26 protein-coding genes are annotated in these 24,754 nt (G+C 70.8%); 25 read left to right on the top strand and 1 reads right to left on the bottom strand.

Features of this window, described 5'->3' with window-relative positions:
• From ruvX to nusB, 12 genes are all read left to right on the top strand, one after another.
• Positions 1-471, top strand: coding sequence for a Holliday junction resolvase RuvX (ruvX, locus tag ACIPUC_RS34060; RefSeq protein ID WP_030009552.1), 471 nt, complete (start codon positions 1-3; stop codon positions 469-471).
• Between the two features lie 78 nt (positions 472-549).
• A complete protein-coding gene (mltG, locus tag ACIPUC_RS34065) occupies positions 550-2,271 on the top strand; it encodes an endolytic transglycosylase MltG (protein ID WP_446594245.1) in 1,722 nt (573 codons plus the stop codon).
• A 7-nt stretch (positions 2,272-2,278) separates the two neighbouring features.
• A complete protein-coding gene (locus ACIPUC_RS34070) occupies positions 2,279-3,103 on the top strand; it encodes a shikimate dehydrogenase (protein ID WP_446594246.1) in 825 nt (274 codons plus the stop codon).
• 34 nt (positions 3,104-3,137) lie between these two features.
• Positions 3,138-3,359 (top strand): hypothetical protein, encoded by a 222-nt coding sequence (locus ACIPUC_RS34075; RefSeq protein WP_446594247.1) that lies wholly within the window; start codon positions 3,138-3,140, stop codon positions 3,357-3,359.
• A 109-nt stretch (positions 3,360-3,468) separates the two neighbouring features.
• Positions 3,469-4,653 (top strand): chorismate synthase, encoded by a 1,185-nt coding sequence (aroC, locus tag ACIPUC_RS34080; RefSeq protein ID WP_446594248.1) that lies wholly within the window; start codon positions 3,469-3,471, stop codon positions 4,651-4,653.
• The gene (locus ACIPUC_RS34085; RefSeq protein WP_446594249.1) at positions 4,650-5,186 is read left to right on the top strand and encodes a shikimate kinase; all 537 of its coding nucleotides are present in this window, start codon (positions 4,650-4,652) and stop codon (positions 5,184-5,186) included. Before aroC ends, ACIPUC_RS34085 begins: the two co-directional genes overlap by 4 nt.
• Positions 5,183-6,274: a 3-dehydroquinate synthase gene (gene aroB / locus ACIPUC_RS34090; RefSeq protein ID WP_446594250.1), complete on the top strand. Its 1,092-nt coding sequence runs from the start codon at positions 5,183-5,185 to the stop codon at positions 6,272-6,274. Before ACIPUC_RS34085 ends, aroB begins: the two co-directional genes overlap by 4 nt.
• Positions 6,271-6,717, top strand: coding sequence for a type II 3-dehydroquinate dehydratase (gene aroQ / locus ACIPUC_RS34095; protein WP_446594251.1), 447 nt, complete (start codon positions 6,271-6,273; stop codon positions 6,715-6,717). Before aroB ends, aroQ begins: the two co-directional genes overlap by 4 nt.
• A gap of 42 nt (positions 6,718-6,759) precedes the next feature.
• On the top strand, positions 6,760-7,509 hold the full coding sequence (locus ACIPUC_RS34100) for an AAA family ATPase (protein WP_446594252.1): 750 nt from the start codon (positions 6,760-6,762) through the stop codon (positions 7,507-7,509).
• 132 nt (positions 7,510-7,641) lie between these two features.
• Positions 7,642-8,748, top strand: a complete 1,107-nt coding sequence (locus ACIPUC_RS34105; RefSeq protein WP_446594253.1) for an aminopeptidase P family protein — start codon at positions 7,642-7,644, stop codon at positions 8,746-8,748.
• 57 nt (positions 8,749-8,805) lie between these two features.
• Entirely contained in the window at positions 8,806-9,372 is a 567-nt protein-coding gene (efp, locus tag ACIPUC_RS34110) for an elongation factor P (RefSeq protein WP_249765167.1), read from the top strand.
• Between the two features lie 2 nt (positions 9,373-9,374).
• Positions 9,375-9,803: a transcription antitermination factor NusB gene (gene nusB, locus ACIPUC_RS34115; RefSeq protein ID WP_446594254.1), complete on the top strand. Its 429-nt coding sequence runs from the start codon at positions 9,375-9,377 to the stop codon at positions 9,801-9,803.
• 193 nt (positions 9,804-9,996) lie between these two features.
• On the opposite strand, the gene bldD is transcribed toward nusB, so the two are convergent.
• The gene (gene bldD, locus ACIPUC_RS34120; protein WP_007263032.1) at positions 9,997-10,497 is read right to left on the bottom strand and encodes a transcriptional regulator BldD; all 501 of its coding nucleotides are present in this window, start codon (positions 10,495-10,497) and stop codon (positions 9,997-9,999) included.
• Positions 10,498-10,785: 288 nt separating this feature from the next.
• Here bldD and pyrR point away from each other — a divergent pair, with 288 nt between their 5' ends.
• The 13 genes from pyrR to metK all read left to right on the top strand — a co-directional run.
• The gene (gene pyrR / locus ACIPUC_RS34125) at positions 10,786-11,382 is read left to right on the top strand and encodes a bifunctional pyr operon transcriptional regulator/uracil phosphoribosyltransferase PyrR (protein ID WP_446594255.1); all 597 of its coding nucleotides are present in this window, start codon (positions 10,786-10,788) and stop codon (positions 11,380-11,382) included.
• A 131-nt stretch (positions 11,383-11,513) separates the two neighbouring features.
• Entirely contained in the window at positions 11,514-12,503 is a 990-nt protein-coding gene (locus tag ACIPUC_RS34130; RefSeq protein WP_030294587.1) for an aspartate carbamoyltransferase catalytic subunit, read from the top strand.
• 2 nt (positions 12,504-12,505) lie between these two features.
• Positions 12,506-13,792 (top strand): dihydroorotase, encoded by a 1,287-nt coding sequence (locus ACIPUC_RS34135; protein WP_446594256.1) that lies wholly within the window; start codon positions 12,506-12,508, stop codon positions 13,790-13,792.
• Positions 13,789-14,379, top strand: coding sequence for a PH-like domain-containing protein (locus tag ACIPUC_RS34140; RefSeq protein WP_446594257.1), 591 nt, complete (start codon positions 13,789-13,791; stop codon positions 14,377-14,379). The genes ACIPUC_RS34135 and ACIPUC_RS34140 overlap by 4 nt, the downstream gene beginning before the upstream one ends.
• Positions 14,376-15,533, top strand: a complete 1,158-nt coding sequence (carA, locus tag ACIPUC_RS34145) for a glutamine-hydrolyzing carbamoyl-phosphate synthase small subunit (RefSeq protein WP_446594258.1) — start codon at positions 14,376-14,378, stop codon at positions 15,531-15,533. Before ACIPUC_RS34140 ends, carA begins: the two co-directional genes overlap by 4 nt.
• On the top strand, positions 15,526-18,834 hold the full coding sequence (carB, locus tag ACIPUC_RS34150; protein WP_446594259.1) for a carbamoyl-phosphate synthase large subunit: 3,309 nt from the start codon (positions 15,526-15,528) through the stop codon (positions 18,832-18,834). Before carA ends, carB begins: the two co-directional genes overlap by 8 nt.
• Before the next feature lie 89 nt (positions 18,835-18,923).
• On the top strand, positions 18,924-20,039 hold the full coding sequence (locus ACIPUC_RS34155; protein ID WP_446594260.1) for a quinone-dependent dihydroorotate dehydrogenase: 1,116 nt from the start codon (positions 18,924-18,926) through the stop codon (positions 20,037-20,039).
• On the top strand, positions 20,036-20,890 hold the full coding sequence (gene pyrF / locus ACIPUC_RS34160) for an orotidine-5'-phosphate decarboxylase (protein WP_446594261.1): 855 nt from the start codon (positions 20,036-20,038) through the stop codon (positions 20,888-20,890). The genes ACIPUC_RS34155 and pyrF overlap by 4 nt, the downstream gene beginning before the upstream one ends.
• A gap of 244 nt (positions 20,891-21,134) precedes the next feature.
• On the top strand, positions 21,135-21,458 hold the full coding sequence (locus ACIPUC_RS34165) for an integration host factor (protein ID WP_008740406.1): 324 nt from the start codon (positions 21,135-21,137) through the stop codon (positions 21,456-21,458).
• A 61-nt stretch (positions 21,459-21,519) separates the two neighbouring features.
• Positions 21,520-22,083 (top strand): guanylate kinase, encoded by a 564-nt coding sequence (gene gmk / locus ACIPUC_RS34170; protein ID WP_446594262.1) that lies wholly within the window; start codon positions 21,520-21,522, stop codon positions 22,081-22,083.
• Between the two features lie 79 nt (positions 22,084-22,162).
• Complete coding sequence (rpoZ, locus tag ACIPUC_RS34175; protein ID WP_004948662.1) at positions 22,163-22,435, top strand: DNA-directed RNA polymerase subunit omega; 273 nt, start codon at positions 22,163-22,165, stop codon at positions 22,433-22,435.
• Positions 22,436-22,569: 134 nt separating this feature from the next.
• Positions 22,570-23,784 (top strand): bifunctional phosphopantothenoylcysteine decarboxylase/phosphopantothenate--cysteine ligase CoaBC, encoded by a 1,215-nt coding sequence (coaBC, locus tag ACIPUC_RS34180; protein WP_446594263.1) that lies wholly within the window; start codon positions 22,570-22,572, stop codon positions 23,782-23,784.
• Positions 23,785-23,979: 195 nt separating this feature from the next.
• Positions 23,980-24,754, top strand: a 775-nt coding sequence (gene metK, locus ACIPUC_RS34185; RefSeq protein ID WP_446594264.1) for a methionine adenosyltransferase, incomplete at its 3' end; no start/stop codon positions are given.

The following is a 24,754-nucleotide window of genomic DNA, read 5'->3' on the forward strand; positions in this document are numbered from 1 at the left end:
ATGACTCTGCGCCGCGGCCGCCGGCTGGCGATCGATGTGGGGGACGCCCGGATCGGGGTCGCCTCGTGCGACCCCGACGGGGTCCTGGCCACTCCGGTGGAAACCGTGCCGGGACGGGACATCCCGTTCGCCCACCGGCGGCTGCGGCAGCTCGTCGAGGAGTACGAGCCCCTCGAGGTCGTGGTCGGCCTGCCCCGCTCGCTCAGCGGGCGGGAGGGGCCGGCCGCGGTCAAGGTGCGCGCCTTCGCGAACGAACTGGCGAAGGGCATCAAACCGGTGACGGTCCGTCTGGTGGACGAGCGGATGACCACGGTCACCGCCGCCCAGGGGCTGCGGGCCTCCGGCAAGAACGCGAAGAAGGGCCGATCGGTCATCGACCAGGCAGCCGCCGTGGTGATCCTTCAGAACGCTCTTGAGACCGAACGGGTATCAGGTAATCCGCCCGGCGAGTGCGTCGAAGTGGTTGTCTGATCGCGATACGGTAACGTTCCGCGCGATGAGACGGCATTCGAACAGCCGTCGCCTTCGTCTCGCGGCTCTAGGGGACCGATGACTGAGTATGGCCGGGGCCGTGGCCCCGAACCGTGGCACCCTGAGGATCCGCTGTACGGGGACCAGGGGTGGACCGGGCACCAGACCCAGCAGGGCCAGGCGCCGTACGGCGATCCGCACCAGGGGTATCCGCAGGAACAGCAGTACCAGCAGCAGTACCCCGAGCAGCAGCAGTACGCGCAGCAGCCGCAGTACGAGCAGCAGCAGTACCCGCAGCAGGAGTACCAGCAGCAGGGGCAGTACCCGCAGTACCCCCAGCAGCAGGCCTATGCGCCCCAGGCACCGCAGGCGCCCCAGCAGCCGATGTACGACTCCCAGGGCTGGGACACCGGCCAGGGCCAGTACGCGGTTCCCGCGCCGGCCGATCCGTACGCGGGCGCGGACCCCTACGCCCAGCAGGCCGTCGCCGGCTACCCCGGCGAGGCGCCCGACCTGTACGCCACGCCCGAGGCCTACCCGCCGCCGCAGCCCCCGGGCCGGCGCCACGTGGAGCCGGCCCCGCAGGAGGACGAGGAGTCCGACAGCGCGCTCTCCGCCGACGGCGGCCGCGACGGTGACGGCGACGGCGACGAGCCGTCCGGCGGCGGTCGCCGGGGCGGCCGCTCGAAGGGCGGCAAGGGCGGCAAGGCCAAGGAGCGCAGCGGCGCCGCCTGCCTGGTCGCCACCCTCGTCATCGTGGCGGTGCTCGGCGGTGGCGGCTACTACGGCTACACCTACCTCAAGGACAGGTTCGCCACGGCCGAGGACTACGCGGGCGAGGGCACCGGCGAGACGGTCGACGTCGAGATCCCCAAGGGATCCACCCTGGCCCAGATGGGCAACATCCTCAAGAAGCAGGGCATCGTCGCCAGCGTGGAGGCGTTCACCACCGCGGCCGGCGTCAACCCCAAGGGCAAGACGATCCAGGCGGGCGTCTACACCCTCAGGAAGAAGATGTCGGGCGCGGCCGCCGTCGCCTTCATGACCGACCCCGCGAAGCTGAACGTGATCACGGTTCCCGAAGGCAAGCGGAACGTCGAGGTCTACAAGGCCATCGACGCGCGCCTCGGCAAGCCGGCCGGCACCACCGAGGACATCGCCAAGCGCGAGGCCAAGAACCTCGGCCTGCCGGCCTGGGCGGGCAACAACCCGAAGCTCATCGACCCGCTCGAAGGCTTCCTCTACCCGGCGCGCTACGACGTCGGCAAGGACAGCACGCCCGAGTCCCTGCTCAAGCAGATGGTCAAGAACGCGACGGACAAGTACGCCGAGCTGGGCATCGAGGGCAAGGCCAGGGAACTGGGCCTGGAGAACCCGCTCCAGGTGGTCACGGTCGCCAGCCTCGTCAATGCCGAGGGCAAGAACCACGAAGACTTCCGCAAGATGTCCGAAGTCGTCTACAACCGCCTCAAGAAGACCAACGACGTCACCAACCAGAAGCTCGAATTCGATTCGACCTTCAACTACATCAAGGGCACGAGCGACCTCAACTTCTCCATGAAGGAGGCGAGGTCGCTCGACAACCCCTACAACACGCACTTCGTCAGGGGACTGCCTCCCGGCCCGATCGGGAACCCCGGCGCGGAGGCGCTGACCGCTACCCTCAACCCCGACCACGGCGGCTGGATGTTCTTCGTGTCGGTCGACGGCATCACGACGACCTTCACCCAGACCTACGAGGAGCACCAGACGCTGGTCGCGGAATTCCTCGAGCGGCAGAAGCAGAAGAACGGCGGGTAGGCAAGGCATGTCACGCATAAGGGCCGCGGTGCTGGGTTCGCCCATCGAGCACTCCCTCTCACCGGTGCTGCACCGCGCCGCCTACCAGGAGCTCGGCCTCGCCGACTGGTCGTACGACCGCTTCGAGGTCGACGAGGCCGCGCTCCCGGGATTCATCGCCGGACTCGGCCCCGAGTGGGCCGGGCTGTCCCTGACGATGCCGCTGAAGCGGGCGATCATCCCGCTGCTCGACGGCATCAGCGACACCGCCGCCTCGGTCGAGGCGGTCAACACGGTCGTCTTCACGAAGGACGGCCGCCGGCTCGGCGACAACACCGACATCCCCGGCATCGTCGCCGCGCTCCACGAGCGCGGCATCGACAAGGTGCCGTCCGCCGCCATCCTCGGCGCCGGGGCCACCGCCTCCTCGGCGCTGGCCGCCCTCTCGCGGATCTGCACCGGCGAGGTCACGGCGTACGTCCGCTCGCGGGCCCGGGCCGACGAGATGCGGCAGTGGGGCGAGCGGCTCGGCGTCCCCGTCCGTACGGCCGACTGGTCCGAGGCGGCCGGGGCGCTGACCGCGCCGCTGGTCGTCGCGACCACCCCGGCCGGGGCCACCGACGAACTGGCCGCTGCCGTGCCCGACGCCCCGGGCACCCTCTTCGACGTCCTCTACGACCCCTGGCCGACGGCCCTCGCGGCCTCCTGGTCCCAGCGGGGCGGCACGGTCATCGGAGGCCTGGACCTCCTGGTCCACCAGGCCGTGCTCCAGGTCGAGCAGATGACGGGGCGCGACCAGGGTCCGCTGGCCGCCATACGCGCCGCGGGAGAGCGGGCCCTCGCGGCCCGTTAGGCTTTCCGCCTGCATAGTTGATCATGGGGGCGGCATGGACCAGACCGGCACGGACCAGATACTCGCGTCGAAGTGGGACATCCCCTTCGTGATCCTCGCCGCCGCCCGAGCGGCCTTCGGCGACCTGCCGCTGTGGGCGAAGGCCATCGTCCTCGGCCTCATCGGCTCCCTGGCCGTGTGGACGGCCGCCACCTGGCTCCGCGAGCGCCGCCGCAGGGTCGGCCGAGGGTCAACTGACGGACGAGCCGTCCGATAGCTGGACTCGAGGCCGGTATAGCCGTCCGGACATGGGAGGATCGGGTGAGGCGGGTCCGGGCCGCGCACCGGGGCGCCGTGCTGTACAGGCGCGAGCATGAGGAGCATCGTTGAGCAGGTTGCGTTGGCTGACCGCCGGGGAGTCGCACGGACCGGCACTGGTGGCGACGCTGGAGGGGCTTCCCGCCGGCGTCCCGGTCACCACCGAGCTGGTGGCCGACCACCTGGCACGGCGCCGGCTCGGCTACGGTCGCGGTGCCCGGATGAAGTTCGAGCAGGACGAGATCACCTTCCTCGGCGGCGTCCGGCACGGGCTGTCGCTGGGTTCCCCCGTCGCGGTCATGATCGGGAACACCGAGTGGCCGAAGTGGGAGACCGTGATGTCGGCCGACCCGGTCGACCCCTCGCTGCTGAAGGACACCGGCCGCAACGCGCCGCTGACCCGGCCCCGGCCCGGGCACGCCGACCTCGCCGGCATGCAGAAGTACGGCTTCGACGAGGCACGGCCGATCCTGGAGCGCGCCAGCGCCCGGGAGACCGCCGCCCGCGTCGCCCTCGGCGCGATCGCCCGCTCCTTCATCAAGGAGGCCGCGGGCATCGAGATCGTCTCGCACGTGGTCGAACTGGCCGCGGCCAAGGCCCCGTACGGCGTCTACCCGACCCCGGCCGACGTGGAGAAGCTCGACGCCGACCCGGTGCGCTGCCTCGACGCCGACGCGAGCAAGGCGATGGTCGCGGAGATCGACCAGGCCCACAAGGACGGCGACACCCTCGGCGGCGTCGTCGAGGTGCTCGCGTACGGGGTCCCCGTCGGCCTCGGCTCGCACGTGCACTGGGACCGCCGTCTCGACGCACGTCTGGCCGCCGCTCTGATGGGCATCCAGGCCATCAAGGGCGTCGAGGTCGGCGACGGCTTCGAGCTGGCCCGCGTGCCCGGCTCGAAGGCACACGACGAGATCGTCTCCACCCCCGAGGGCCTCAAGCGCACCTCCGGCCGCTCCGGCGGCACCGAGGGCGGTCTGACCACCGGCGAGCTGCTGCGCGTACGCGCCGCGATGAAGCCCATCGCGACCGTGCCGCGCGCGCTGGCGACCGTGGACGTGGCGACCGGTGAGGCGACCGTGGCCCACCACCAGCGCTCCGACGTGTGCGCCGTTCCGGCCGCCGGCATCGTGGCCGAGGCCATGGTCGCCCTCGTGCTGGCCGACGCGGTCGTCGAGAAGTTCGGCGGAGACTCGGTCCCCGAGACCCGCCGCAACGTGCAGTCGTACCTCGACAACCTGCAGATCCGGTGACGGGCGGACCCAGCACCCCGGGCGGGCCGGTCGTCGTGCTCGTCGGGCCCCCGGGGTCCGGCAAGTCCACGGTGGGGGCACTGATCGCCGAGCGGCTCGGCGTCGCCTACCGGGACACCGACGCGGACATCGTCGCGGCTCAGGGCCGGGAGATCTCCGACATCTTCGTCGACGAGGGCGAGCCGTACTTCCGTGAGCTGGAACGGCAGGCGGTCGCCGCCGGCGTCGCCGAGCACACCGGAGTCCTCTCCCTCGGCGGCGGCGCCATCCTCGACCAGGGCACCCGCGAACTGCTCGCCGGGCTGCCCGTCGCCTACCTGTCGATGGAAGTCGAGGCAGCCGTCCGGCGCGCGGGCCTCGGCGCCGCGCGCCCGCTGCTGGCCGTCAACCCGCGCCGCCAGTGGCGCGAGCTCATGGACGCCCGCCGCCCCCTGTACACCGAAGTGGCGCGCGTCGTGGTGGCCACCGACGACCGCACCCCCGAAGAGGTCGCCCAGGCGGTCCTCGACGCTCTGGAGTTGAAGGACGTATGACGGACCAGGTGACGCGGATCCAGGTCGGCGCCGACGCCGGCCACGACGCGTACGAGGTGCTGGTCGGGCACCAGCTGCTCGGCGAACTGGGCAGCATGATCGGCAACAAGGCCCAGCGGGTCGCCGTGATCCACCCCGAGGCCCTGGCCTCGACCGGTGAGGCACTGCGCTACGACCTCGCCGAACAGGGCTACGAGGCGGTCGCCATCCAGGTGCCGAACGCCGAGGAGGCCAAGACGGCCGAGGTGGCCGCGTACTGCTGGAAGGCGCTGGGCCAGTCCGGCTTCACCCGCACCGACGTCGTCGTCGGCGTCGGCGGGGGATCCACCACCGACCTCGCGGGCTTCGTCGCGGCCACCTGGCTGCGCGGGGTGCGCTGGATCGCCGTACCGACCACCGTCCTCGCCATGGTCGACGCGGCCGTCGGCGGCAAGACCGGCATCAACACCGCGGAGGGCAAGAACCTCGTCGGCTCCTTCCACCCGCCGGCCGGTGTGCTGTGCGACCTGGCGGCGCTGGACTCGCTGCCGGTCAACGACTACGTCAGCGGCCTCGCCGAGGTCATCAAGGCCGGATTCATCGCCGACCCGGTCATCCTCGACCTGATCGAGGCGGACCCGCAGGGGGCCCGTACGCCCACCGGCCCGCACACCACCGAACTGATCGTGCGCTCGATCCAGGTCAAGGCCGACGTGGTCTCCAGCGACCTCAAGGAGACCGGGCTCCGCGAGTTCCTCAACTACGGCCACACCCTTGCGCACGCCATCGAGAAGAACGAGCGCTACAAGTGGCGGCACGGCGCGGCCGTCTCCGTCGGCATGGTCTTCGCCGCCGAGCTGGGCCGCCTCGCGGGCCGCCTCGACGACGCCACGGCCGACCGGCACCGCTCGGTGCTCGCCTCGGTGGGCCTGCCGCTGAGCTACCGCGGCGACCAGTGGCCCAAGCTGCTCCAGACCATGCAGGTCGACAAGAAGTCGCGCGGCAACCTGCTGCGCTTCGTCGTCCTCGACGGCCTGGGCAAGCCCACCGTGCTGGAGGGCCCCGACCCGGCGCACCTGATCGCCGCCTACGGCGAGGTATCCGCGTGAGCCGCCGCGTGCTCGTGCTGAACGGCCCGAACCTGGGCCGGCTCGGCTCGCGCGAGCCCGATGTGTACGGGGCCACCTCGTACGCGGGCCTGGTGGAGAGCTGCCGCGCGCTGGGCGCGGAGCTCGGCTTCGACGTCGAGGTCCGCGAGACCAACGACGAGGGGCAGATCGTGCGCTGGCTGCACGAGGCGGCCGACGGGAAGATCCCCGTGGTCATCAACCCGGGCGCCTTCACGCACTACTCGTACGCCATGCGGGACGCGGCGGCGCAGCGCACCGCTCCGCTGATCGAGGTGCACATCTCGAACCCGTACGCGCGCGAGGAGTTCCGGCACACCTCGGTCATCGCCTCCGTGGCGACCGGGACCGTCGCGGGCTTCGGCATCGGGTCGTACAGGCTGGCGCTGCGGGCGCTGGCGGACGAGGTCTCCGGGGTCATATAACGTTCTCGCATCAGTCGCCGGAACGAGACGGAGTTGCACCGGATGCAGCAAGGAGTGGGGAGCGGGGGCGCGGCCTGGGGGCAGTCGGGACAGCACCCGGCAGCGCCGCCGCAACCGCCGATACCCCCTGCGCAGGGCTGGCCGGGGACCCCGCCTCCGCCGCCGCACCCCGTGCCGCCGGCGGGACTGCCGCCCGTGCAGGAGGCCACCGGGCACATCCCGCTGCCGCCCGCGGTACCCGGCACCGGAGGGGCCGTCCTCGCCGTGCTGCTGATCGGCCCGGCCGGGGCGGGCAAGACCACCGTGGCCCGGCACTGGGCGAGCACCCGGCCCGTGCCCACCGCCCACATCAGCCTGGACGACGTCCGCGAATGGGTGTGCTCGGGCTTCGCGGACCCGCAGGCGGGCTGGAACGAGCACTCCGAGGCCCAGTACCGCCTCGCCCGCCGCACCTGCGGCTTCGCCGCCCGCAACTACCTGGCCAACGGGATCTCCTGCATCCTCGACGACGCCGTCTTCCCGGACCGGCCGGTGGTCGGCCTCGGCGGCTGGAAGCGGCACGTGGGCCCCGCGCTGCTGCCCGTGGTGCTGCTGCCGGGCCTGGAGATCGTCCTGGAGCGCAACGCGGCCCGCTCCGGCAACCGCCGGCTCTCCGACGAGGAGGTCGCGCGGATCCACGGCCGTATGGCCGGCTGGTACGGCTCCGGCCTGCCGATCATCGACAACTCCCACCTGGACGTCGAGGGCACGGCACGCGCCCTCGACGAAGCCCTGGCGCGTGCGCTGGCCTAGCGGGTCCTGGGGCCCGGCTCCGCCGATGTGGCCGAGCCGCCCTCGAAGCCGACGCCCGGCGGGCTGGGCGGAGCCGCACATCTGGACGCGCTCGCCAGGCCGGAGACGCGCCGCGCTCGTACGCTCGAAGACATGTCAGACGTGTACGCCACCCGCCGAGGCACGCTCCGCGACCGCTGCGCCGCCGCGGGGAACGCCGCCGCGCTGATCACGCGTCCGGCGAACGTCCGCTACCTCTCCGGAGCCTCCCCGCTGGGCGCCGTGCTCCTCGTCGGTCCCACCGAGGACGTGCTGTTCTGCTCCAACGCCCCCACCGGCGAGGCCGACGAGGGCCGCCTCGACGAACACCTCAAGGTGTCCGTCCTGGCCAGGCCCGGCGGGGACCCGGCCGTCGCGGCCGGCGACCTGGCGGCGGCCGTACGCGCCGACTCGCTGGCGGTGGAGGAGCACCACCTCACGGTGGCCCGGCACCGGGCCCTGCGCTCCGTGGCGCCGCGGCTGCGCCTCTCCGACCTCGGAAACGCCGTGGAACAGCAGCGCCTCGTCAAGGACGAGGAGGAGATCGCCTGCCTGCGGATCGCCGCCGAGATCGCCGACCAGGCCCTCGGCGAGCTGCTGGAGTCCATCCTCGTCGGCCGCACCGAACGCCACCTCGCCCTGGAGCTGGAGCGGCGGCTCGTCGACCACGGGGCGGACGGGCCGGCCTTCCCGACCTCCGTCGGGACCGGGCCGCATTCCGGCCGCTCCCGGCACCGGCCCTCCGACCGGCGGGTGGAGGAGGGCGACTTCCTCACCGTCTGCCTCGGCGCCGGCTATCGCGGCTACCGCTGCGAGATCGGCCGCACCTTCGTCATCGGCACCACCCCCGCGGACTGGCAGATCCAGCTCTACGACCTGGTCTTCGCCGCCCAGCGGGCCGGGCGCGAAGCCCTCGTACCGGGCGCCGCGTACCGCGACGTGGACCACGCCGCACGCTCCGTACTGGACTCCGCGGGCCACGGGGAAGCCCTGGCGCCGTCGACCGGACACGGCGTGGGTCTCGAAATCGACGAGGACCCGCAGCTTGCACCTACGGCAATGGGTAAACTGGACGCTTGCGTGCCGGTCACCGTCGAACCGGGGGTTCACCTCCCGGGCCGGGGAGGTGTCCGGATCGATGACACGCTCGTCGTGCGCCCCGAGGCGGACGGCGGTCCCGAGCTACTCACCATTACGACCAAGGAGCTGCTCGCGCTCTAGCCCGTCGCCGGGCTGTGCGCGCACCCGTGGTCTTCCAGTGCAGGAGATTCCGCAACCGTGGCTTCCACGAACGACCTCAAGAACGGCATGGTGCTCAAGCTCGACGGTGACCAGCTCTGGTCCGTCGTCGAGTTCCAGCACGTCAAGCCCGGCAAGGGCCCGGCCTTCGTGCGCACCAAGCTCAAGCACGTGCTCTCCGGCAAGGTCGTCGACAAGACCTTCAACGCCGGCACGAAGGTCGAGACCGCCACGATCGACCGGCGTGACATGCAGTTCTCGTACATGGACGGCGAGTACTTCGTCTTCATGGACATGAGCACCTACGACCAGCTGATGGTCGACAAGAAGGCCGTCGGCGACGCCGCCAACTTCCTGATCGAGGGCTTCACCGCCTCCGTCGCCCAGCACGAGGGCGAGGTGCTCTACGTCGAGCTCCCGGCTGCCGTCGAGCTGACGATCGAGCAGACCGACCCGGGCGTCCAGGGCGACCGCTCCACCGGTGGCACCAAGCCCGCCACCCTGGAGACCGGCCACGAGATCCAGGTCCCGCTCTTCGTCACCACCGGCGAGAAGGTCAAGGTCGACACCCGCACCAGCGCCTACCTCGGCCGGGTGAGCAGCTAACCGTGGCTGCCCGGAGCAACGCGCGCAAGCGCGCTTTCCAGATCCTTTTCGAGGCCGACCAGCGCGGGGTGCCCGTGCGCGAGGTCCTCGCGGACTGGATCCGCCACGCTCGGTCGGACGACCGGCAGCCGCCGGTCAGCGCCTTCACGATGGACCTCGTCGAGGGGTACGCCGACAAGGTGAACCGCATCGACGACCTGATCGTCACCTACGCCGTGGACTGGGAACTCGACCGCATGCCGGTCGTGGACCGGAACATCCTGCGGCTCGGTGCGTACGAGCTGATCTGGGTGGACGAGACCCCGGACGCCGTGGCGATCGACGAGGCCGTCCAGCTGGCCAAGGAATTCTCGACGGACGAGTCCCCCTCGTTCGTGAACGGGCTGCTGGCCCGCTTCAAGGAGCTGAAGCCGAACCTGCGCCGCCAGTAGCCTGCGGCGCATTCGGTCGAGCGGAGGGGCCGCAGCGGGTGCTGCGGCCCCTCCGCTTTGCGTTCGGCGGCTGCGGGCGGCTGCGCCACGGCCTGCCCCGGCGGCCGGGGCGCAACGCGCAAACGGCGGGTGCCGGGAGCCTCCTGGGCTCCCGGCACCCGCCGGTAAACGTTTCTGCTGGGACTGGTGGGGACTAGATGTCCTCGTGCGCCACGGCGCGACGGGCATCCGCGTCCAGCACACCCCAGCTGATCAGCTGCTCGGTGAGCACCGAGGGGGACTGGTCGTAGATGACGGCCAGGGTGCGCAGGTCGTCCTGGCGGATCGACAGCACCTTGCCGTTGTAGTCGCCGCGCTGGCTCTGGATCGTCGCCGCGTAGCGCTGGAGCGGGCCGGCCTTCTCGGCGGGCACGCCCGCCAGGCGCTCCAGGTCGAGACGCAGCTTCGGCGGCGGCTCGGCCGCTCCGCCCGGCGTCGTGCCCGGCAGCAGTTCCTGCACCGGCACCCCGTAGAAGTCCGCCAGCTCGGCAAGGCGCTGGACGGTCACGGCGCGGTCTCCGCGCTCGTAAGAACCGACCACCACGGCCTTCCACCGGCCCTGGGACTTCTCCTCGACACCATGGAGGGAAAGGCCCTGCTGGGTGCGGATGGCACGGAGCTTGGCCCCGAGCTGTTTGGCGTATTCGCTGGACATAACGCTCCCGGACGCTGTGACGCTGTGACTGCTAGGACACTGCGACTACGTAACTACGTGCGGCTCCGCCGCGCGGCTGGTAACTCACTGTGAGGTTACGCAGCGTTACTTGGGTGCGTCAAGCCGAATGCTCTCGCCCGCCCCCTCACGAGTGCCCTCAGCGGCCTCGTGGGAGCCGCTGCGCCCCAGGCCCGGTGCGGTTCACCGGCGACCCCCTGGTACCGTGGGACGCGTACATCAGACGTCCTTTAAGGTCCGTCCCGTGAGGCGGAGAAGGAGGTCCTTTTCATGGACGCTCAGAACGCACAGGCCCAGGCCGGTCAAAACGCCGATGCGGCGCGCCCCGTGCTGGAGGCGCAGGACATCGCCCGGGTCCTGACCCGCATCGCCCACGAGATCGTCGAACGCGCCAAGGGCGCCGACGACGTGGTGCTCCTCGGCATTCCCACCCGCGGCGTGTACCTCGCCCGCCGGCTCGCCGACAAGCTCGAAGAGATCACCGGCACGAAGATCCCGGTCGGCTCCCTCGACATCACCATGTACCGCGACGACCTGCGCATGAAGCCCGCCCGCGCGATCGGCCGCACCGAGATCCCCGGCGACGACCTCCACGGCCGCCTCGTCGTCCTCGTCGACGACGTGCTCTTCTCCGGCCGCACCATCCGCGCCGCCCTCGACGCCCTCGGCGACCTCGGCCGCCCCCGCGCCGTGCAGCTCGCCGTCCTCGTCGACCGCGGCCACCGCGAGCTGCCCATCCGCGCCGACTACGTCGGCAAGAACCTCCCCACGTCGCTGCGGGAGACCGTCAAGGTCCAGCTCCAGGAGGAGGACGGCCGTGACGCCGTGCTGCTCGGCCAGCGGACCGCCCAGGCAGCCGGGCAGTAGCCCGTACGAAAGCGCGGGCCCCGGCTGGGGGCACCCCGCCCAGCGGCAGCTGGGGGAGGGTCCGCGCCGCAGTCTGCCCTGCCCCGAACCCCGCCTGCCCTGCTGACCTCCTGACCTACGGAGCCATCCAGATGAAGCGCCACCTCATCTCGGCCGCCGATCTCACGCGCGACGACGCCGTCCTGATCCTCGACACCGCCGAGGAGATGGCCCGCGTCGCCGACCGGCCGATCAAGAAGCTGCCCACCCTGCGCGGCCTCACCGTCGTCAACCTCTTCTTCGAGGACTCGACCCGCACCCGGATCTCCTTCGAGGCGGCCGCCAAGCGGCTCTCCGCCGACGTCATCAACTTCTCCGCCAAGGGCTCCTCGGTTTCCAAGGGCGAATCCCTGAAGGACACCGCCCTGACCCTCGAGGCGATGGGCGCCGACGCCGTCGTCATCCGCCACCACGCCTCGGGCGCCCCCTACCGGCTCGCGACCTCCGGTTGGATCGACTCCGCCGTGGTCAACGCCGGCGACGGCACCCACGAGCACCCCACCCAGGCCCTGCTGGACGCCTTCACCATGCGCCGCCGCCTGGTCGGCCGCGACGCCGGCCTCGGCAAGGACCTGAACGGCCGCCGCATCACGATCGTCGGCGACGTCCTGCACAGCCGCGTCGCCCGCTCCAACGTCCAGCTGCTCCACACCCTCGGCGCCGAGGTCACCGTGGTGGCCCCGCCGACGCTGGTGCCGATCGGCGTCGAGAGCTGGCCCTGCGAGGTCTCGTACAACCTGGACGAGGTGCTGCCGAAGTCCGATGCGGTGATGATGCTGCGTGTGCAGCGCGAACGCATGAACGCCGCCTTCTTCCCGACCGAGCGCGAGTACTCCCGCCGGTACGGGCTCGACGGCGACCGCATGGCGAAGATGCCCGAGCACGCCATCGTGATGCACCCCGGCCCGATGAACCGCGGCATGGAGATCACCGCCGAGGTCGCCGACTCCGACCGCTGCACGGCCGTCGAGCAGGTCGCCAACGGCGTCTCCACCCGGATGGCCGTCCTGTACCTGCTGCTCGGAGGCTCCGAGCCCGCCGTCACCACCACCAGCACGCCCCGCATCGAGGAGAGCAAGTAAAGATGAGCAAGATCCTGATCCGTGGCGCGAAGGTACTCGGTGGCGAGGCGCAGGACGTCCTGATCGACGGCGAGACCATCGCCGAGGTCGGTACGAACCTGTCGGCAGAGGGCGCTCAGGTGATCGAGGCCGAGGGCCAGGTCCTCCTCCCCGGCCTCGTCGACCTGCACACCCACCTGCGCGAGCCGGGCCGCGAGGACTCCGAGACCGTCCTGACCGGCACCCGCGCCGCCGCCTCCGGCGGCTACACCGCGGTCTTCGCCATGGCGAACACCTTCCCGGTCGCCGACACCGCAGGCGTCGTCGAGCAGGTCTGGCGCCTGGGCAAGGAGTCCGGCTACTGCGACGTGCAGCCCATCGGCGCCGTCACCGTCGGCCTGGAGGGCAAGCAGCTCTCCGAGCTGGGCGCCATGCACGAGTCCGCCGCCCGCGTCACCGTCTTCTCCGACGACGGCAAGTGCGTCGACGACGCGGTGATCATGCGCCGCGCCCTGGAGTACGTGAAGGCCTTCGGCGGCGTCGTCGCGCAGCACGCCCAGGAGCCCCGCCTCACCGAGGGCGCCCAGATGAACGAGGGCGTCGTCTCCGCCGAGCTCGGCCTCGGCGGCTGGCCGGCCGTCGCCGAGGAGTCGATCATCGCCCGCGATGTCCTCCTCGCCGAGCACGTCGGCTCCCGCGTGCACATCTGCCACCTCTCCACCGCCGGCTCCGTCGAGATCGTCCGCTGGGCCAAGTCCCGCGGCATCGACGTCACCGCCGAGGTCACCCCGCACCACCTCCTCCTCACCGACGAGCTCGTCCGCTCGTACAACGCGGTCTACAAGGTCAACCCGCCGCTGCGCACCGAGCGCGACGTCATGGCCCTGCGCGAGGCGCTCGCCGACGGCACGATCGACATCGTCGCCACCGACCACGCCCCGCACCCGCACGAGGACAAGGACTGCGAGTGGGCCGCCGCCGCCATGGGCATGGTCGGCCTGGAGACCGCGCTCTCCGTCGTCCAGCAGACGATGGTGGAGACCGGACTGCTCGACTGGGCGGGTGTCGCGGAGCGGATGTCCTTCGCCCCGGCGCGCATCGGCAGCCTGGAGAACCACGGCCGGCCCGTCTCGGCAGGTGAACCCGCGAACCTGACCTTGGTCGATACCTCGTACCGTGGTGTCGTGGACCCCGCACACTTCGCCTCCCGCAGCCGCAACACGCCTTACGAGGGCCGTGAGCTGCCGGGGCGCGTCACTCACACCTTCCTGCGGGGCCGGGCAACGGTCGTGGACGGGACGCTGGCGTGACACCTGCAGTAATCCAACTGGCCGCCGAGGCCGCCGAACGACAGTCGGCGGAGGTGACCAGCTTCGGCGCACGCATGGCGTGGGTCGTCGGCCTGGCCGTCTTCGTCGCGTTCGTGTACTGGCTCATGCGGCAAGGCTGGAAATGGCGCGGCGCTCTGCAGAACGATCTGCCGGAGCTGCCCGCCGCCCCCGACGGTCTCCCCGAGCACCGGCTGGCCCTGACCGGCCGGTACCACGGGTCCACCACCGCCGGGCAGTGGCTCGACCGGATCGTCGCCCACGGGCTGGGCCTGCGCAGCCGGGTCGAGCTCACGCTCACCGACGTGGGCCTCGACGTGGTCCGTCCGGGGGCCAACGACTTCTTCGTACCGGCCGCGCAGCTGCGCGGCGCCCGCCTCGACAAGGGAATCGCGGGCAAGGTACTCACCGAGGGCGGTCTGCTCGTCGTCACCTGGGCGCACGGTGACAAGCTGATCGACTCCGGATTCCGCTCCGACCGCGCGGCCGAGCACGCCGCCTGGGTCGAGGCGATCAACCTCATGAACTCATCCGACTCATCCATCACGACGGAAGGCGCCGAACGATGACGACCTCCACCAGGGGAGCAGCCAAAACTCCCGCCGTACTTGTCCTGGAGGACGGTCGGATCTTCCGCGGCCGCGCCTACGGCGCGCACGGGGAGACCTTCGGCGAGGCCGTGTTCTCCACCGGCATGACCGGCTATCAGGAGACCCTCACCGACCCGTCGTACCACCGCCAGGTCGTCGTGATGACCGCCCCGCACGTGGGCAACACGGGCGTCAACGACGAGGACCCCGAATCCTCCCGCATCTGGGTGTCCGGCTACGTCGTACGCGACCCCGCCCGCGTCCCCTCCAACTGGCGCTCGCAGCGCTCGCTGGACGAGGAGCTGGTCGCGCAGGGCGTCGTCGGCATCTGCGGTGTCGACACCCGCGCGCTGACCCGCCACCTGCGCGAGCGCGGCGCCATGCGCGTCGGCATCTTCTCCGGCAACGCGATCGCCGACGACGGCATGCTGCTCGCCAAGGTCCGCCAGGCCCCCGAGATGACGGGCGCCGACCTCGCCGCCGAGGTCGCCACCAAGGAGACGTACGTCGTCCCCGCCATCGGTGAGAAGAAGTTCACCGTGGCCGCCGTGGACCTCGGCATCAAGGGCATGACCCCGCACCGGATGGCCGAGCGCGGCATCGAGGTGCACGTGCTGCCCGCCACCGCGACCCTCGAGGACGTGTACGCGGTCAACCCCGACGGCGTGTTCTTCTCCAACGGCCCGGGCGACCCCGCCACCGCCGACGGCCCCGTCGGCGTCATGCAGGGCGTCCTGGAGCGCAAGACCCCGCTCTTCGGCATCTGCTTCGGCAACCAGATCCTGGGCCGCGCGCTCGGCTTCGGCACCTACAAGCTGAAGTACGGCCACCGCGGCATCAACCAGCCGGTGCAGGACCGCACCACCGGCAAGGTCGAGGTCACCGCGCACAACCACGGCTTCGCCGTGGACGCGCCCCTCGACAAGGTCTCCGAGACCCCCTACGGCCGCGCCGAGGTCTCCCACGTCTGCCTGAACGACCAGGTCGTCGAGGGGCTCCAGCTGCTCGACCAGCCGGCCTTCAGCGTCCAGTACCACCCCGAGGCGGCTGCCGGCCCGCACGACGCCGCGTACCTCTTCGACCGCTTCACGTCTTTGATGGAAACCGCCCAGATGGAGGCCGAGCGTGCCTAAGCGCACCGATATCCAGTCCGTCCTGGTCATCGGCTCCGGCCCGATCGTCATCGGCCAGGCCGCCGAGTTCGACTACTCCGGCACCCAGGCCTGCCGCATCCTCAAGGCCGAGGGCCTGCGGGTCATCCTGGTGAACTCCAACCCGGCGACGATCATGACCGACCCGGAGATCGCCGACGCCACCTACGTCGAGCCGATCACCCCCGAGTTCGTCGAGAAGATCATCGCGAAGGAGCGCCCCGACGCGCTGCTGCCCACCCTCGGCGGCCAGACCGCGCTGAACACCGCGATCTCCATGCACGAGCAGGGTGTGCTGGAGAAGTACGGCGTCGAGCTCATCGGCGCCAACGTCGAGGCCATCAACAAGGGCGAGGACCGCGACCTCTTCAAGGGCGTCGTCGAGGCCGTCAAGGCCAAGATCGGGTACGGCGAGTCCGCCCGCTCGGTCATCTGCCACACGATGGACGAGGTCATCGCGGGGGTCGACACCCTCGGCGGCTACCCCGTCGTCGTGCGCCCCTCCTTCACCATGGGCGGCGCCGGCTCCGGCTTCGCCCACGACGAGGAAGAGCTGCGCCGCATCGCCGGCCAGGGCCTCACGCTCTCCCCGACCACCGAGGTGCTCCTGGAGGAGTCCATCCTCGGCTGGAAGGAGTACGAGCTCGAGCTGATGCGCGACACCAAGGACAACGTCGTCGTCGTCTGCTCCATCGAGAACTTCGACCCGATGGGCGTCCACACCGGTGACTCCATCACCGTTGCCCCGGCGATGACGCTGACCGACCGCGAGTACCAGCGGCTGCGCGACATCGGCATCGCGATCATCCGCGAGGTCGGCGTCGACACCGGCGGCTGCAACATCCAGTTCGCGATCGACCCGGTCGACGGCCGCGTCATCGTCATCGAGATGAACCCGCGCGTCTCCCGCTCCTCGGCGCTCGCGTCGAAGGCCACCGGCTTCCCGATCGCCAAGATCGCCGCCAAGCTGGCCATCGGCTACACGCTCGACGAGGTCCCCAACGACATCACCGAGAAGACCCCGGCCTCCTTCGAGCCGTCCCTCGACTACGTCGTCGTCAAGGCCCCGCGCTTCGCCTTCGAGAAGTTCCCGCTCGCCGACGCCACCCTCACCACCACCATGAAGTCGGTGGGCGAGGCCATGGCCATCGGCCGCAACTTCACCGAGGCGCTCCAGAAGGCCCTGCGCTCCCTGGAGAAGAAGGGCTCGCAGTTCACCTTCGTCGGCGAGCCCGGCGACAAGGCCGAGCTGCTCGCCACCGCCGTCCGCCCGACCGACGGCCGCATCAACACCGTCATGCAGGCCATCCGCGCCGGCGCCACCCAGGAGGAGGTCTTCGAGTCCACGAAGATCGACCCCTGGTTCGTCGACCAGCTCTTCCTCATCAAGGAGATCGCGGACGAGCTGGCCGCCGCCGACAAGCTCCACCCCGAGCTGCTCGCGGAGGCCAAGCGGCACGGCTTCTCCGACGCCCAGATCGCCGAGATCCGCGGCCTGCGCGAGGACGTGGTCCGCGAGGTCCGGCACGCGCTCGGCGTCCGCCCGGTCTACAAGACGGTCGACACCTGCGCCGCCGAGTTCGCCGCGAAGACCCCGTACTTCTACTCCTCCTACGACGAGGAGAGCGAGGTCGCCCCGCGCGAGAAGCCCGCGGTCATCATCCTGGGCTCCGGCCCGAACCGCATCGGCCAGGGCATCGAGTTCGACTACTCCTGCGTCCACGCCTCCTTCGCGCTCAGCGACGCCGGCTACGAGACCGTGATGGTCAACTGCAACCCGGAGACCGTCTCCACCGACTACGACACCTCCGACCGCCTGTACTTCGAGCCGCTGACGCTCGAGGACGTGCTGGAGATCGTCCACGCCGAGTCGCTGGCCGGCCCCATCGCGGGTGTCATCGTCCAGCTCGGCGGCCAGACCCCGCTCGGCCTCGCCCAGGCGCTCAAGGACAACGGCGTACCCGTCGTCGGCACCTCGCCCGAGGCCATCCACGCCGCCGAGGACCGCGGCGCCTTCGGCCAGGTCCTCGCCGACGCCGGACTGCCCGCCCCCAAGCACGGCACCGCCACCACCTTCACGGGTGCGAAGGCCATCGCCGACGAGATCGGCTACCCGGTCCTCGTCCGCCCGTCCTACGTGCTCGGCGGCCGCGGCATGGAGATCGTCTACGACGAGGCCCGCCTCGAGTCGTACATCGCCGAGTCCACCGAGATCTCCCCGACCCGCCCCGTGCTGGTCGACCGGTTCCTCGACGACGCCATCGAGATCGACGTCGACGCCCTCTACGACGGCACCGAGCTCTACCTCGGCGGCGTCATGGAGCACATCGAGGAAGCCGGCATCCACTCCGGCGACTCGGCCTGCGCCCTGCCCCCGATCACCCTCGGCGGCTACGACATCAAGCGCCTGCGCGCCTCCACCGAGGCCATCGCCAAGGGCGTCGGCGTGCGCGGCCTGATCAACATCCAGTTCGCGATGGCCGGCGACATCCTCTACGTCCTGGAGGCCAACCCGCGCGCCTCCCGGACCGTCCCCTTCACCTCGAAGGCGACCGCCGTCCCGCTCGCCAAGGCCGCCGCCCGCATCTCGCTCGGCACCACCATCGCCGAGCTGCGCGCCGAAGGCCTGCTGCCGAAGACCGGCGACGGCGGCACCCTGCCGCTCGACGCGCCGATCTCCGTCAAGGAGGCCGTCATGCCGTGGTCGCGCTTCCGCGACATCCACGGCCGCGGCGTGGACACCGTCCTCGGCCCGGAGATGCGCTCCACCGGCGAGGTCATGGGCATCGACACCGTCTTCGGCACGGCGTACGCCAAGTCGCAGGCCGGCGCCTACGGCCCGCTGCCCACCAAGGGCCGCGCCTTCATCTCCGTCGCCAACCGCGACAAGCGCTCGATGATCTTCCCGGCGCGCGAGCTCGTCGCCCACGGCTTCGAGCTGCTCGCCACCTCCGGCACCGCCGAGGTGCTGCGCCGCAACGGCATCAACGCCACCGTGGTGCGCAAGCTCAGCGAGGGCGAGGGCCCGAACGGCGAGAAGACCATCGTCCAGCTGATCCACGACGGGCAGGTCGACCTGATCGTCAACACCCCGTACGGCACCGGCGGCCGCCTCGACGGCTACGAGATCCGCACGGCGGCCGTGGCGCGCAGCGTCCCGTGCCTGACCACGGTCCAGGCCCTCGCCGCGGCCGTGCAGGGCATCGACGCACTCAACCACGGCGACGTGGGCGTCCGCTCCCTCCAGGAGCACGCGGAGCACCTGACCGCGGCCCGCGACTAGCCAGCCCGAACAGCCCGGACACGGGGAGGGGGACACCGGTTTCACGACGGTGTCCCCCTTTCCATGAGCGCAGAGGGAACCTCTCGACAGTGACGACGTACCGACTCTTCTTCAACCTGGTCTTCAAGCGGATGGACCCGGAGCATGCCCACCACCTGGCCTTCCGCTGGATCCGCCTCGCCGCCCGGACCCCCGTGCTGCGCACCCTCGCCGCGGCCCGGCTCGCCCCGCGCTTCAAGGAGCTGCGCACCGAGGCCCTCGGCCTGCGGATGCACGGCCCCTTCGGCCTCGCGGCCGGCTTCGACAAGAACGCCGTCGCCATCGACGGCATGTCGATGCTCGGCTTCGACCACATCGAGATCGGCACCGTCACCGCCGAGGCGCAGCCGGGCAACCCGAAGAAGCGCCTCTTCCGGCTCGTGCCGGACCGCGCGCTGATCAACCGGATGGGCTTCAACAACGAGGGCTCGGCGGCCGTCGCGGAGCGCCTGGCCGCCCGTACACCGGTCTTCAAGACCGTCGTCGGCGTCAACATCGGCAAGACCAAGGTCGTGCCCGAGGAGGAGGCGGTGGCGGACTACGTCGCCTCGACCGAGCGCCTCGCCCGGCACGCCGACTACCTCGTCGTGAACGTCTCCTCGCCGAACACCCCGGGGCTGCGCAACCTCCAGGCGACGGAGTCGCTGCGCCCGCTGCTGTCGGCCGTGCGCGAGGCCGCGGACCGGGCCGTGCCGGACCGCCGGGTCCCATTGCTGGTCAAGATCGCCCCGGACCTGGCCGACGAGGACGTCGACGCCGTCGCGGACCTGGCCCTGGAGCTGGGCCTGGACGGCATCATCGCGACGAACACCACGATCGCCCGTGAGGGCCTCGGGCTGACCTCCTCGCCCGAGCTGGTCAAGGAGACCGGCGGGCTGTCCGGCGCCCCCGTCAAGGAGCGCTCCCTGGAGGTCCTGCGCCGCCTGTACGCCCGTGTGGGGGACCGGCTGGTCCTCGTGGGTGTCGGGGGCATCGAGAACGCCGAGGACGCCTGGCAGCGGATCCTGGCGGGCGCGACCCTGATCCAGGGGTACAGCGCCTTCATCTACGAGGGCCCGTCCTACGCCCGCGCCATCCACAAGGGCCTGGCGGCGCGCCTGGCCGCCAGCCCGTACGCGACGCTCGCCGAAGCGGTGGGCGCCGAGACCCGAAAGGCCGCGAAGTGAGCACTGTGACCCCGTTCGGCACCCGCCTCCGCGAGGCGATGGACACCCGCGGCCCGCTCTGCGTGGGCATCGACCCGCACGCGGCCCTGCTGGCGCAGTGGGGCCTGGCCGACGACGTGGCGGGCCTGGAGCGCTTCTCCCGTACGGTCGTCGAGGCGCTGGCGGACTCGGTGGCGGTCTTCAAGCCGCAGGCGGCCTTCTTCGAGCGGTTCGGCTCGCGGGGTGTCGCGGTGCTGGAGCGGACGGTCGCGGACGCCCGCGCCGCGGGCGCGCTGGTCGTGATGGACGCGAAGCGGGGCGACATCGGTTCGACGATGGCGGCGTACGCCGCGGCCTTCCTGGACCCCGCCTCGCCGCTCTTCTCCGACGCGCTGACGGTCTCCCCCTACCTGGGCTACGGCTCGCTGGAGCCCGCGGTGGCGCTGGCGCGCGAGTCGGGGGCCGGGCTGTTCGTGCTGGCCCTGACCTCGAACCCGGAAGGGGCCGAGGTGCAGCGGGCGGTACGTGCGGACGGCCGGTCCGTCGGGGCGACGATGCTGGCGCACCTGGCGGCGGAGAACGAGGGCGCCGCGCCCATGGGTTCCTTCGGGGCCGTGATCGGCGCCACGCTGGGCGACCTGTCCTCCTTCGACCTGGACATCAACGGGCCGCTGCTGGCGCCGGGCATCGGGGCGCAGGGGGCCACGGCGGCGGACCTGCCGGCGGTGTTCGGCAAGGCCGTGGGCAATGTCGTGCCGAACGTGTCGCGGGGCGTGCTGAAGCACGGGCCGGATGTCGCCGCCCTGCGCGCGAGCGCGACCGCCTTCGCGGAGGAAATCCGGGCCGCCGTCTCCGCGGACCGGAAGGTTTGACGAAATTCGAACGTCTTTCACCGGACAAAACAGGGGTATTTTGTCCGTGATGTACGGTTCAGTGGAGGCTGACCAGGACTTTTCGTCCGTTCTCGCTGACTGGAGCGGCCATGGCCGCTAGTCTCCGAGCAGAGTGAACGCGCAGCGAACGAGTAATACCGCTGTTCGGGAGCTCGCAGGTGTGGTGCCCTCGGGTTCCCCACCGGTCCGTATCCGACAGTTCGACATCCGAGGTGACGTAGGCGTGGCTCTTCCGCCCCTTACCCCTGAACAGCGCGCAGCCGCGCTCGAAAAGGCCGCCGCGGCTCGCCGGGAGCGGGCCGAGGTGAAGAATCGACTCAAGCACTCCGGCGCCTCCCTCCAGGAGGTCATCAAGACGGGCCAGGAGAACGACGTCATCGGCAAGATGAAGGTCTCCGCCCTGCTGGAGTCCCTGCCTGGCGTGGGCAAGGTGCGCGCCAAGCAGATCATGGAGCGCCTCGGCATCTCCGAGTCCCGGCGTGTTCGAGGTCTCGGCTCCAACCAGATCGCCTCTCTGGAGCGTGAGTTCGGCACTCCTGCCGGCTGACGCGCCGCCCTAAGTCCTTCCGGCGTTCTCAGGCAGTCTCTGGAACCTGGATAATCGCTTTATGGCAGCAGAGGTTCGTCCGCGGCTGACCGTGCTCTCCGGCCCCTCGGGGGTCGGCAAGAGCACGGTCGTCGCGCATATGCGCAAGGTCCACCCAGAGGTCTGGCTCTCGGTGTCGGCCACCACCCGCAAGCCGCGGCCCGGTGAGCGACACGGAGTCCAGTACTTCTTCGTCAACGACGACGAGTTCGACAAGCTGATCGCCAATGGCGAGCTGCTGGAGTGGGCCGAGTTCGCGGGCAACCGCTACGGCACACCGCGCGGCGCGGTACTGGAACGCCTGGACAACGGCGAGCCGGTACTGCTGGAGATCGACCTCCAGGGCGCACGGCTCGTCCGCGAGTCCATGCCCGATGCCCAGCTGGTCTTCCTGGCTCCGCCGAGCTGGGACGAGCTGGTCCGCCGGCTCACCGGCCGGGGCACCGAATCGGCCGAGGTCATCGAGCGCAGGCTCGATACGGCCAAGATCGAACTCGCTGCCGAATCCGAGTTCGACAGCACCCTTGTCAACACCTCCGTCGAGGACGTAGCACGCGAGCTGCTAGCCTTGATGAACGTTGTCTGATCGTCGATCGATGTTTCTGGGCCGGTCAGTGCCAGTACATGATCGTTATGATCTTTCCCCCATCTTCGGAAGGTAGAGCGTGTCCTCTTCCATTACTGCGCCCGAGGGCATCATCAACCCGCCGATCGACGAGCTGCTCGAGGCCACGGACTCGAAGTACAGCCTCGTGATCTACGCGGCCAAGCGCGCGCGTCAGATCAACGCGTACTACTCGCAGCTCGGTGAGGGCCTGCTCGAGTACGTCGGCCCGCTGGTGGACACCCACGTCCACGAGAAGCCGCTTTCGATCGCGCTGCGCGAGATCAACGCGGGTCTGCTGACCTCCGAGGCCATCGAGGCCCCGGCTCAGTAAGGCACCGAGAATTCCTTTCGCCACAGGCCCGGCAGAACATCTGCCGGGCCTGTGGTGTGTCATGGGTACTCTCGGGCTTGTTCGTCGAGCCCGTTCGTCGAGCTTGTACAAAGGGGCCAAAGGGGTGTGTGCGGATGGGTAAGCCCAAGGTCGTGCTGGGGGTGAGCGGTGGGATCGCCGCCTACAAGGCGTGCGAGCTGCTGCGCCGGCTGACCGAGTCGGGGCACGAGGTGCGGGTGGTGCCCACGGCGGCCTCCCTGAACTTCGTCGGCGAGGCCACCTGGGCCGCGCTGTCCGGCAACCCCGCCTCCACCGAGGTGTGGGAGACCGTCCACGAGGTGCCGCACGTGCGCATCGGACAGTCCGCCGACCTCGTCGTGGTCGCCCCGGCCACCGCCGACATGCTGGCCAAGGCCGCCCACGGGCTGGCCGACGACCTGCTCACCAACACCCTGCTCACCGCCCGCTGCCCGGTGGTCTTCGCCCCCGCCATGCACACCGAGATGTGGGAGCACCCGGCCACCCAGGAGAACGTCGCCACGCTGCGGCGGCGCGGGGCCGTGGTCATCGAGCCCGCCGTGGGCCGGCTGACCGGCAAGGACACCGGCAAGGGCCGGCTGCCCGACCCCGAGGAGCTCTTCGAGGTGTGCCGGAGCGTCCTGGCCCGCGGGGCGAGCGCGCCGGACCTCGCCGGACGGCACGTGGTGATCAGCGCGGGCGGTACCCGGGAACCCCTGGACCCGGTCCGCTTCCTCGGCAACCGCTCCTCCGGCAAGCAGGGGTACGCCCTCGCCCGCACCGCCGTCGCGCGGGGCGCCCGGGTCACGCTCGTGGCGGCCAACACCGCGCTGGCCGATCCGGCCGGGGTGGACGTCGTGCGCGTGGGGACCGCCGTACAGCTGCGGGAGGCCGTCCTCAAGGCGGCGGCGGACGCCGACGCCGTGGTGATGGCCGCGGCCGTCGCCGACTTCCGGCCCGCCGAGTACGCGGGCGGCAAGATCAAGAAGAAGGACGGGCAGGAGCCCGCGCCGGTCGCCCTCGTGCGCAACCCCGACGTCCTCGCCGAGATCTCCGCCGACCGGGCCCGGGAGGGGCAGGTCGTCGTGGGATTCGCCGCCGAGACGGACGACGTACTGGCCAACGGCCGGGCCAAGCTCCGGCGCAAGGGCTGCGACCTCCTCGTCGTCAACGAGGTGGGCGAGACCAAGACCTTTGGTTCTGAGGAGAACGAGGCCGTGATCCTGGCCTCCGACGGGTCCGAGCTCCCCGTCCCCCATGGTCCGAAGGAAGCCCTCGCGGACCTGGTGTGGGACCAGGTGGGCGCCCGCCTGTCGGCGCGACGCGCCTGACACGCCTCCCTTCTCCTTGCCGCGTCCGTGGGCCAGAATGGAGTGCCGCAGGTCACACGGCTCCCATAAGGCGAGACGGGTGGACCGGTGAACGGTGGCAACCGATAAACTGCATGCGGAACGTGATCAGGCGCAGCCTCTGGTGTGGTTCCAACAAATGATCAGCCAGCAGCCGCTGCAACCCCAGGGAGCGTTGTGTCCCGTCGTCTGTTCACCTCGGAGTCCGTCACCGAGGGCCACCCTGACAAGATCGCTGACCAGATCAGCGACACGATCCTCGACGCGCTCCTCACCGAGGACCCCACCTCGCGTGTCGCCGTGGAGACCCTCATCACCACGGGCCTCGTGCACATCGCGGGCGAGGTGACGACGAAGGCCTACGCGCCGATCGCGCAGCTCGTCCGCGACAAGATCCTCGAGATCGGCTACGACTCCTCGAAGAAGGGCTTCGACGGCGCGTCCTGCGGCGTCTCGGTGTCCATCGGCGCGCAGTCCCCGGACATCGCGCAGGGTGTCGACACCGCCTACGAGAAGCGGGTCGAGGGCGACGAGGACGAGCTCGACAAGCAGGGCGCCGGCGACCAGGGCCTGATGTTCGGCTACGCCTGCGACGAGACCCCCGAGCTGATGCCCCTCCCGATCCACCTGGCGCACCGGCTCTCCAAGCGGCTCTCCGAGGTCCGCAAGAACGGGACCATCCCGTACCTGCGTCCCGACGGCAAGACCCAGGTCACCATCGAGTACGACGGCGACAAGGCCGTCCGCCTGGACACCGTGGTCGTCTCCTCGCAGCACGCCTCGGACATCGACCTGGACTCGCTGCTCGCTCCCGACATCCGCGAGTTCGTCGTCGAGCACGTGCTGGCCCAGCTCATCGAGGACGGCATCAAGCTGGACACCGAGGGCTACCGGCTGCTGGTGAACCCGACCGGCCGCTTCGAGATCGGCGGCCCGATGGGCGACGCCGGCC

This window comes from Streptomyces sp. LARHCF249 (assembly GCF_052871255.1).

Coding starts and splice junctions, on each gene's coding strand:
- ruvX (WP_030009552.1), top strand. CDS start 1: ATGACTCTGCGCCGCGGCCGCCGGCTGGCGATCGATGTGGGGGACGCC.
- mltG (WP_446594245.1), top strand. CDS start 550: ATGACTGAGTATGGCCGGGGCCGTGGCCCCGAACCGTGGCACCCTGAG.
- ACIPUC_RS34070 (WP_446594246.1), top strand. CDS start 2,279: ATGTCACGCATAAGGGCCGCGGTGCTGGGTTCGCCCATCGAGCACTCC.
- ACIPUC_RS34075 (WP_446594247.1), top strand. CDS start 3,138: ATGGACCAGACCGGCACGGACCAGATACTCGCGTCGAAGTGGGACATC.
- aroB (WP_446594250.1), top strand. CDS start 5,183: ATGACGGACCAGGTGACGCGGATCCAGGTCGGCGCCGACGCCGGCCAC.
- ACIPUC_RS34100 (WP_446594252.1), top strand. CDS start 6,760: ATGCAGCAAGGAGTGGGGAGCGGGGGCGCGGCCTGGGGGCAGTCGGGA.
- ACIPUC_RS34105 (WP_446594253.1), top strand. CDS start 7,642: ATGTCAGACGTGTACGCCACCCGCCGAGGCACGCTCCGCGACCGCTGC.
- bldD (WP_007263032.1), bottom strand. CDS start 10,497: ATGTCCAGCGAATACGCCAAACAGCTCGGGGCCAAGCTCCGTGCCATC.
- pyrR (WP_446594255.1), top strand. CDS start 10,786: ATGGACGCTCAGAACGCACAGGCCCAGGCCGGTCAAAACGCCGATGCG.
- ACIPUC_RS34130 (WP_030294587.1), top strand. CDS start 11,514: ATGAAGCGCCACCTCATCTCGGCCGCCGATCTCACGCGCGACGACGCC.
- ACIPUC_RS34135 (WP_446594256.1), top strand. CDS start 12,506: ATGAGCAAGATCCTGATCCGTGGCGCGAAGGTACTCGGTGGCGAGGCG.
- carA (WP_446594258.1), top strand. CDS start 14,376: ATGACGACCTCCACCAGGGGAGCAGCCAAAACTCCCGCCGTACTTGTC.
- gmk (WP_446594262.1), top strand. CDS start 21,520: ATGGCAGCAGAGGTTCGTCCGCGGCTGACCGTGCTCTCCGGCCCCTCG.
- coaBC (WP_446594263.1), top strand. CDS start 22,570: ATGGGTAAGCCCAAGGTCGTGCTGGGGGTGAGCGGTGGGATCGCCGCC.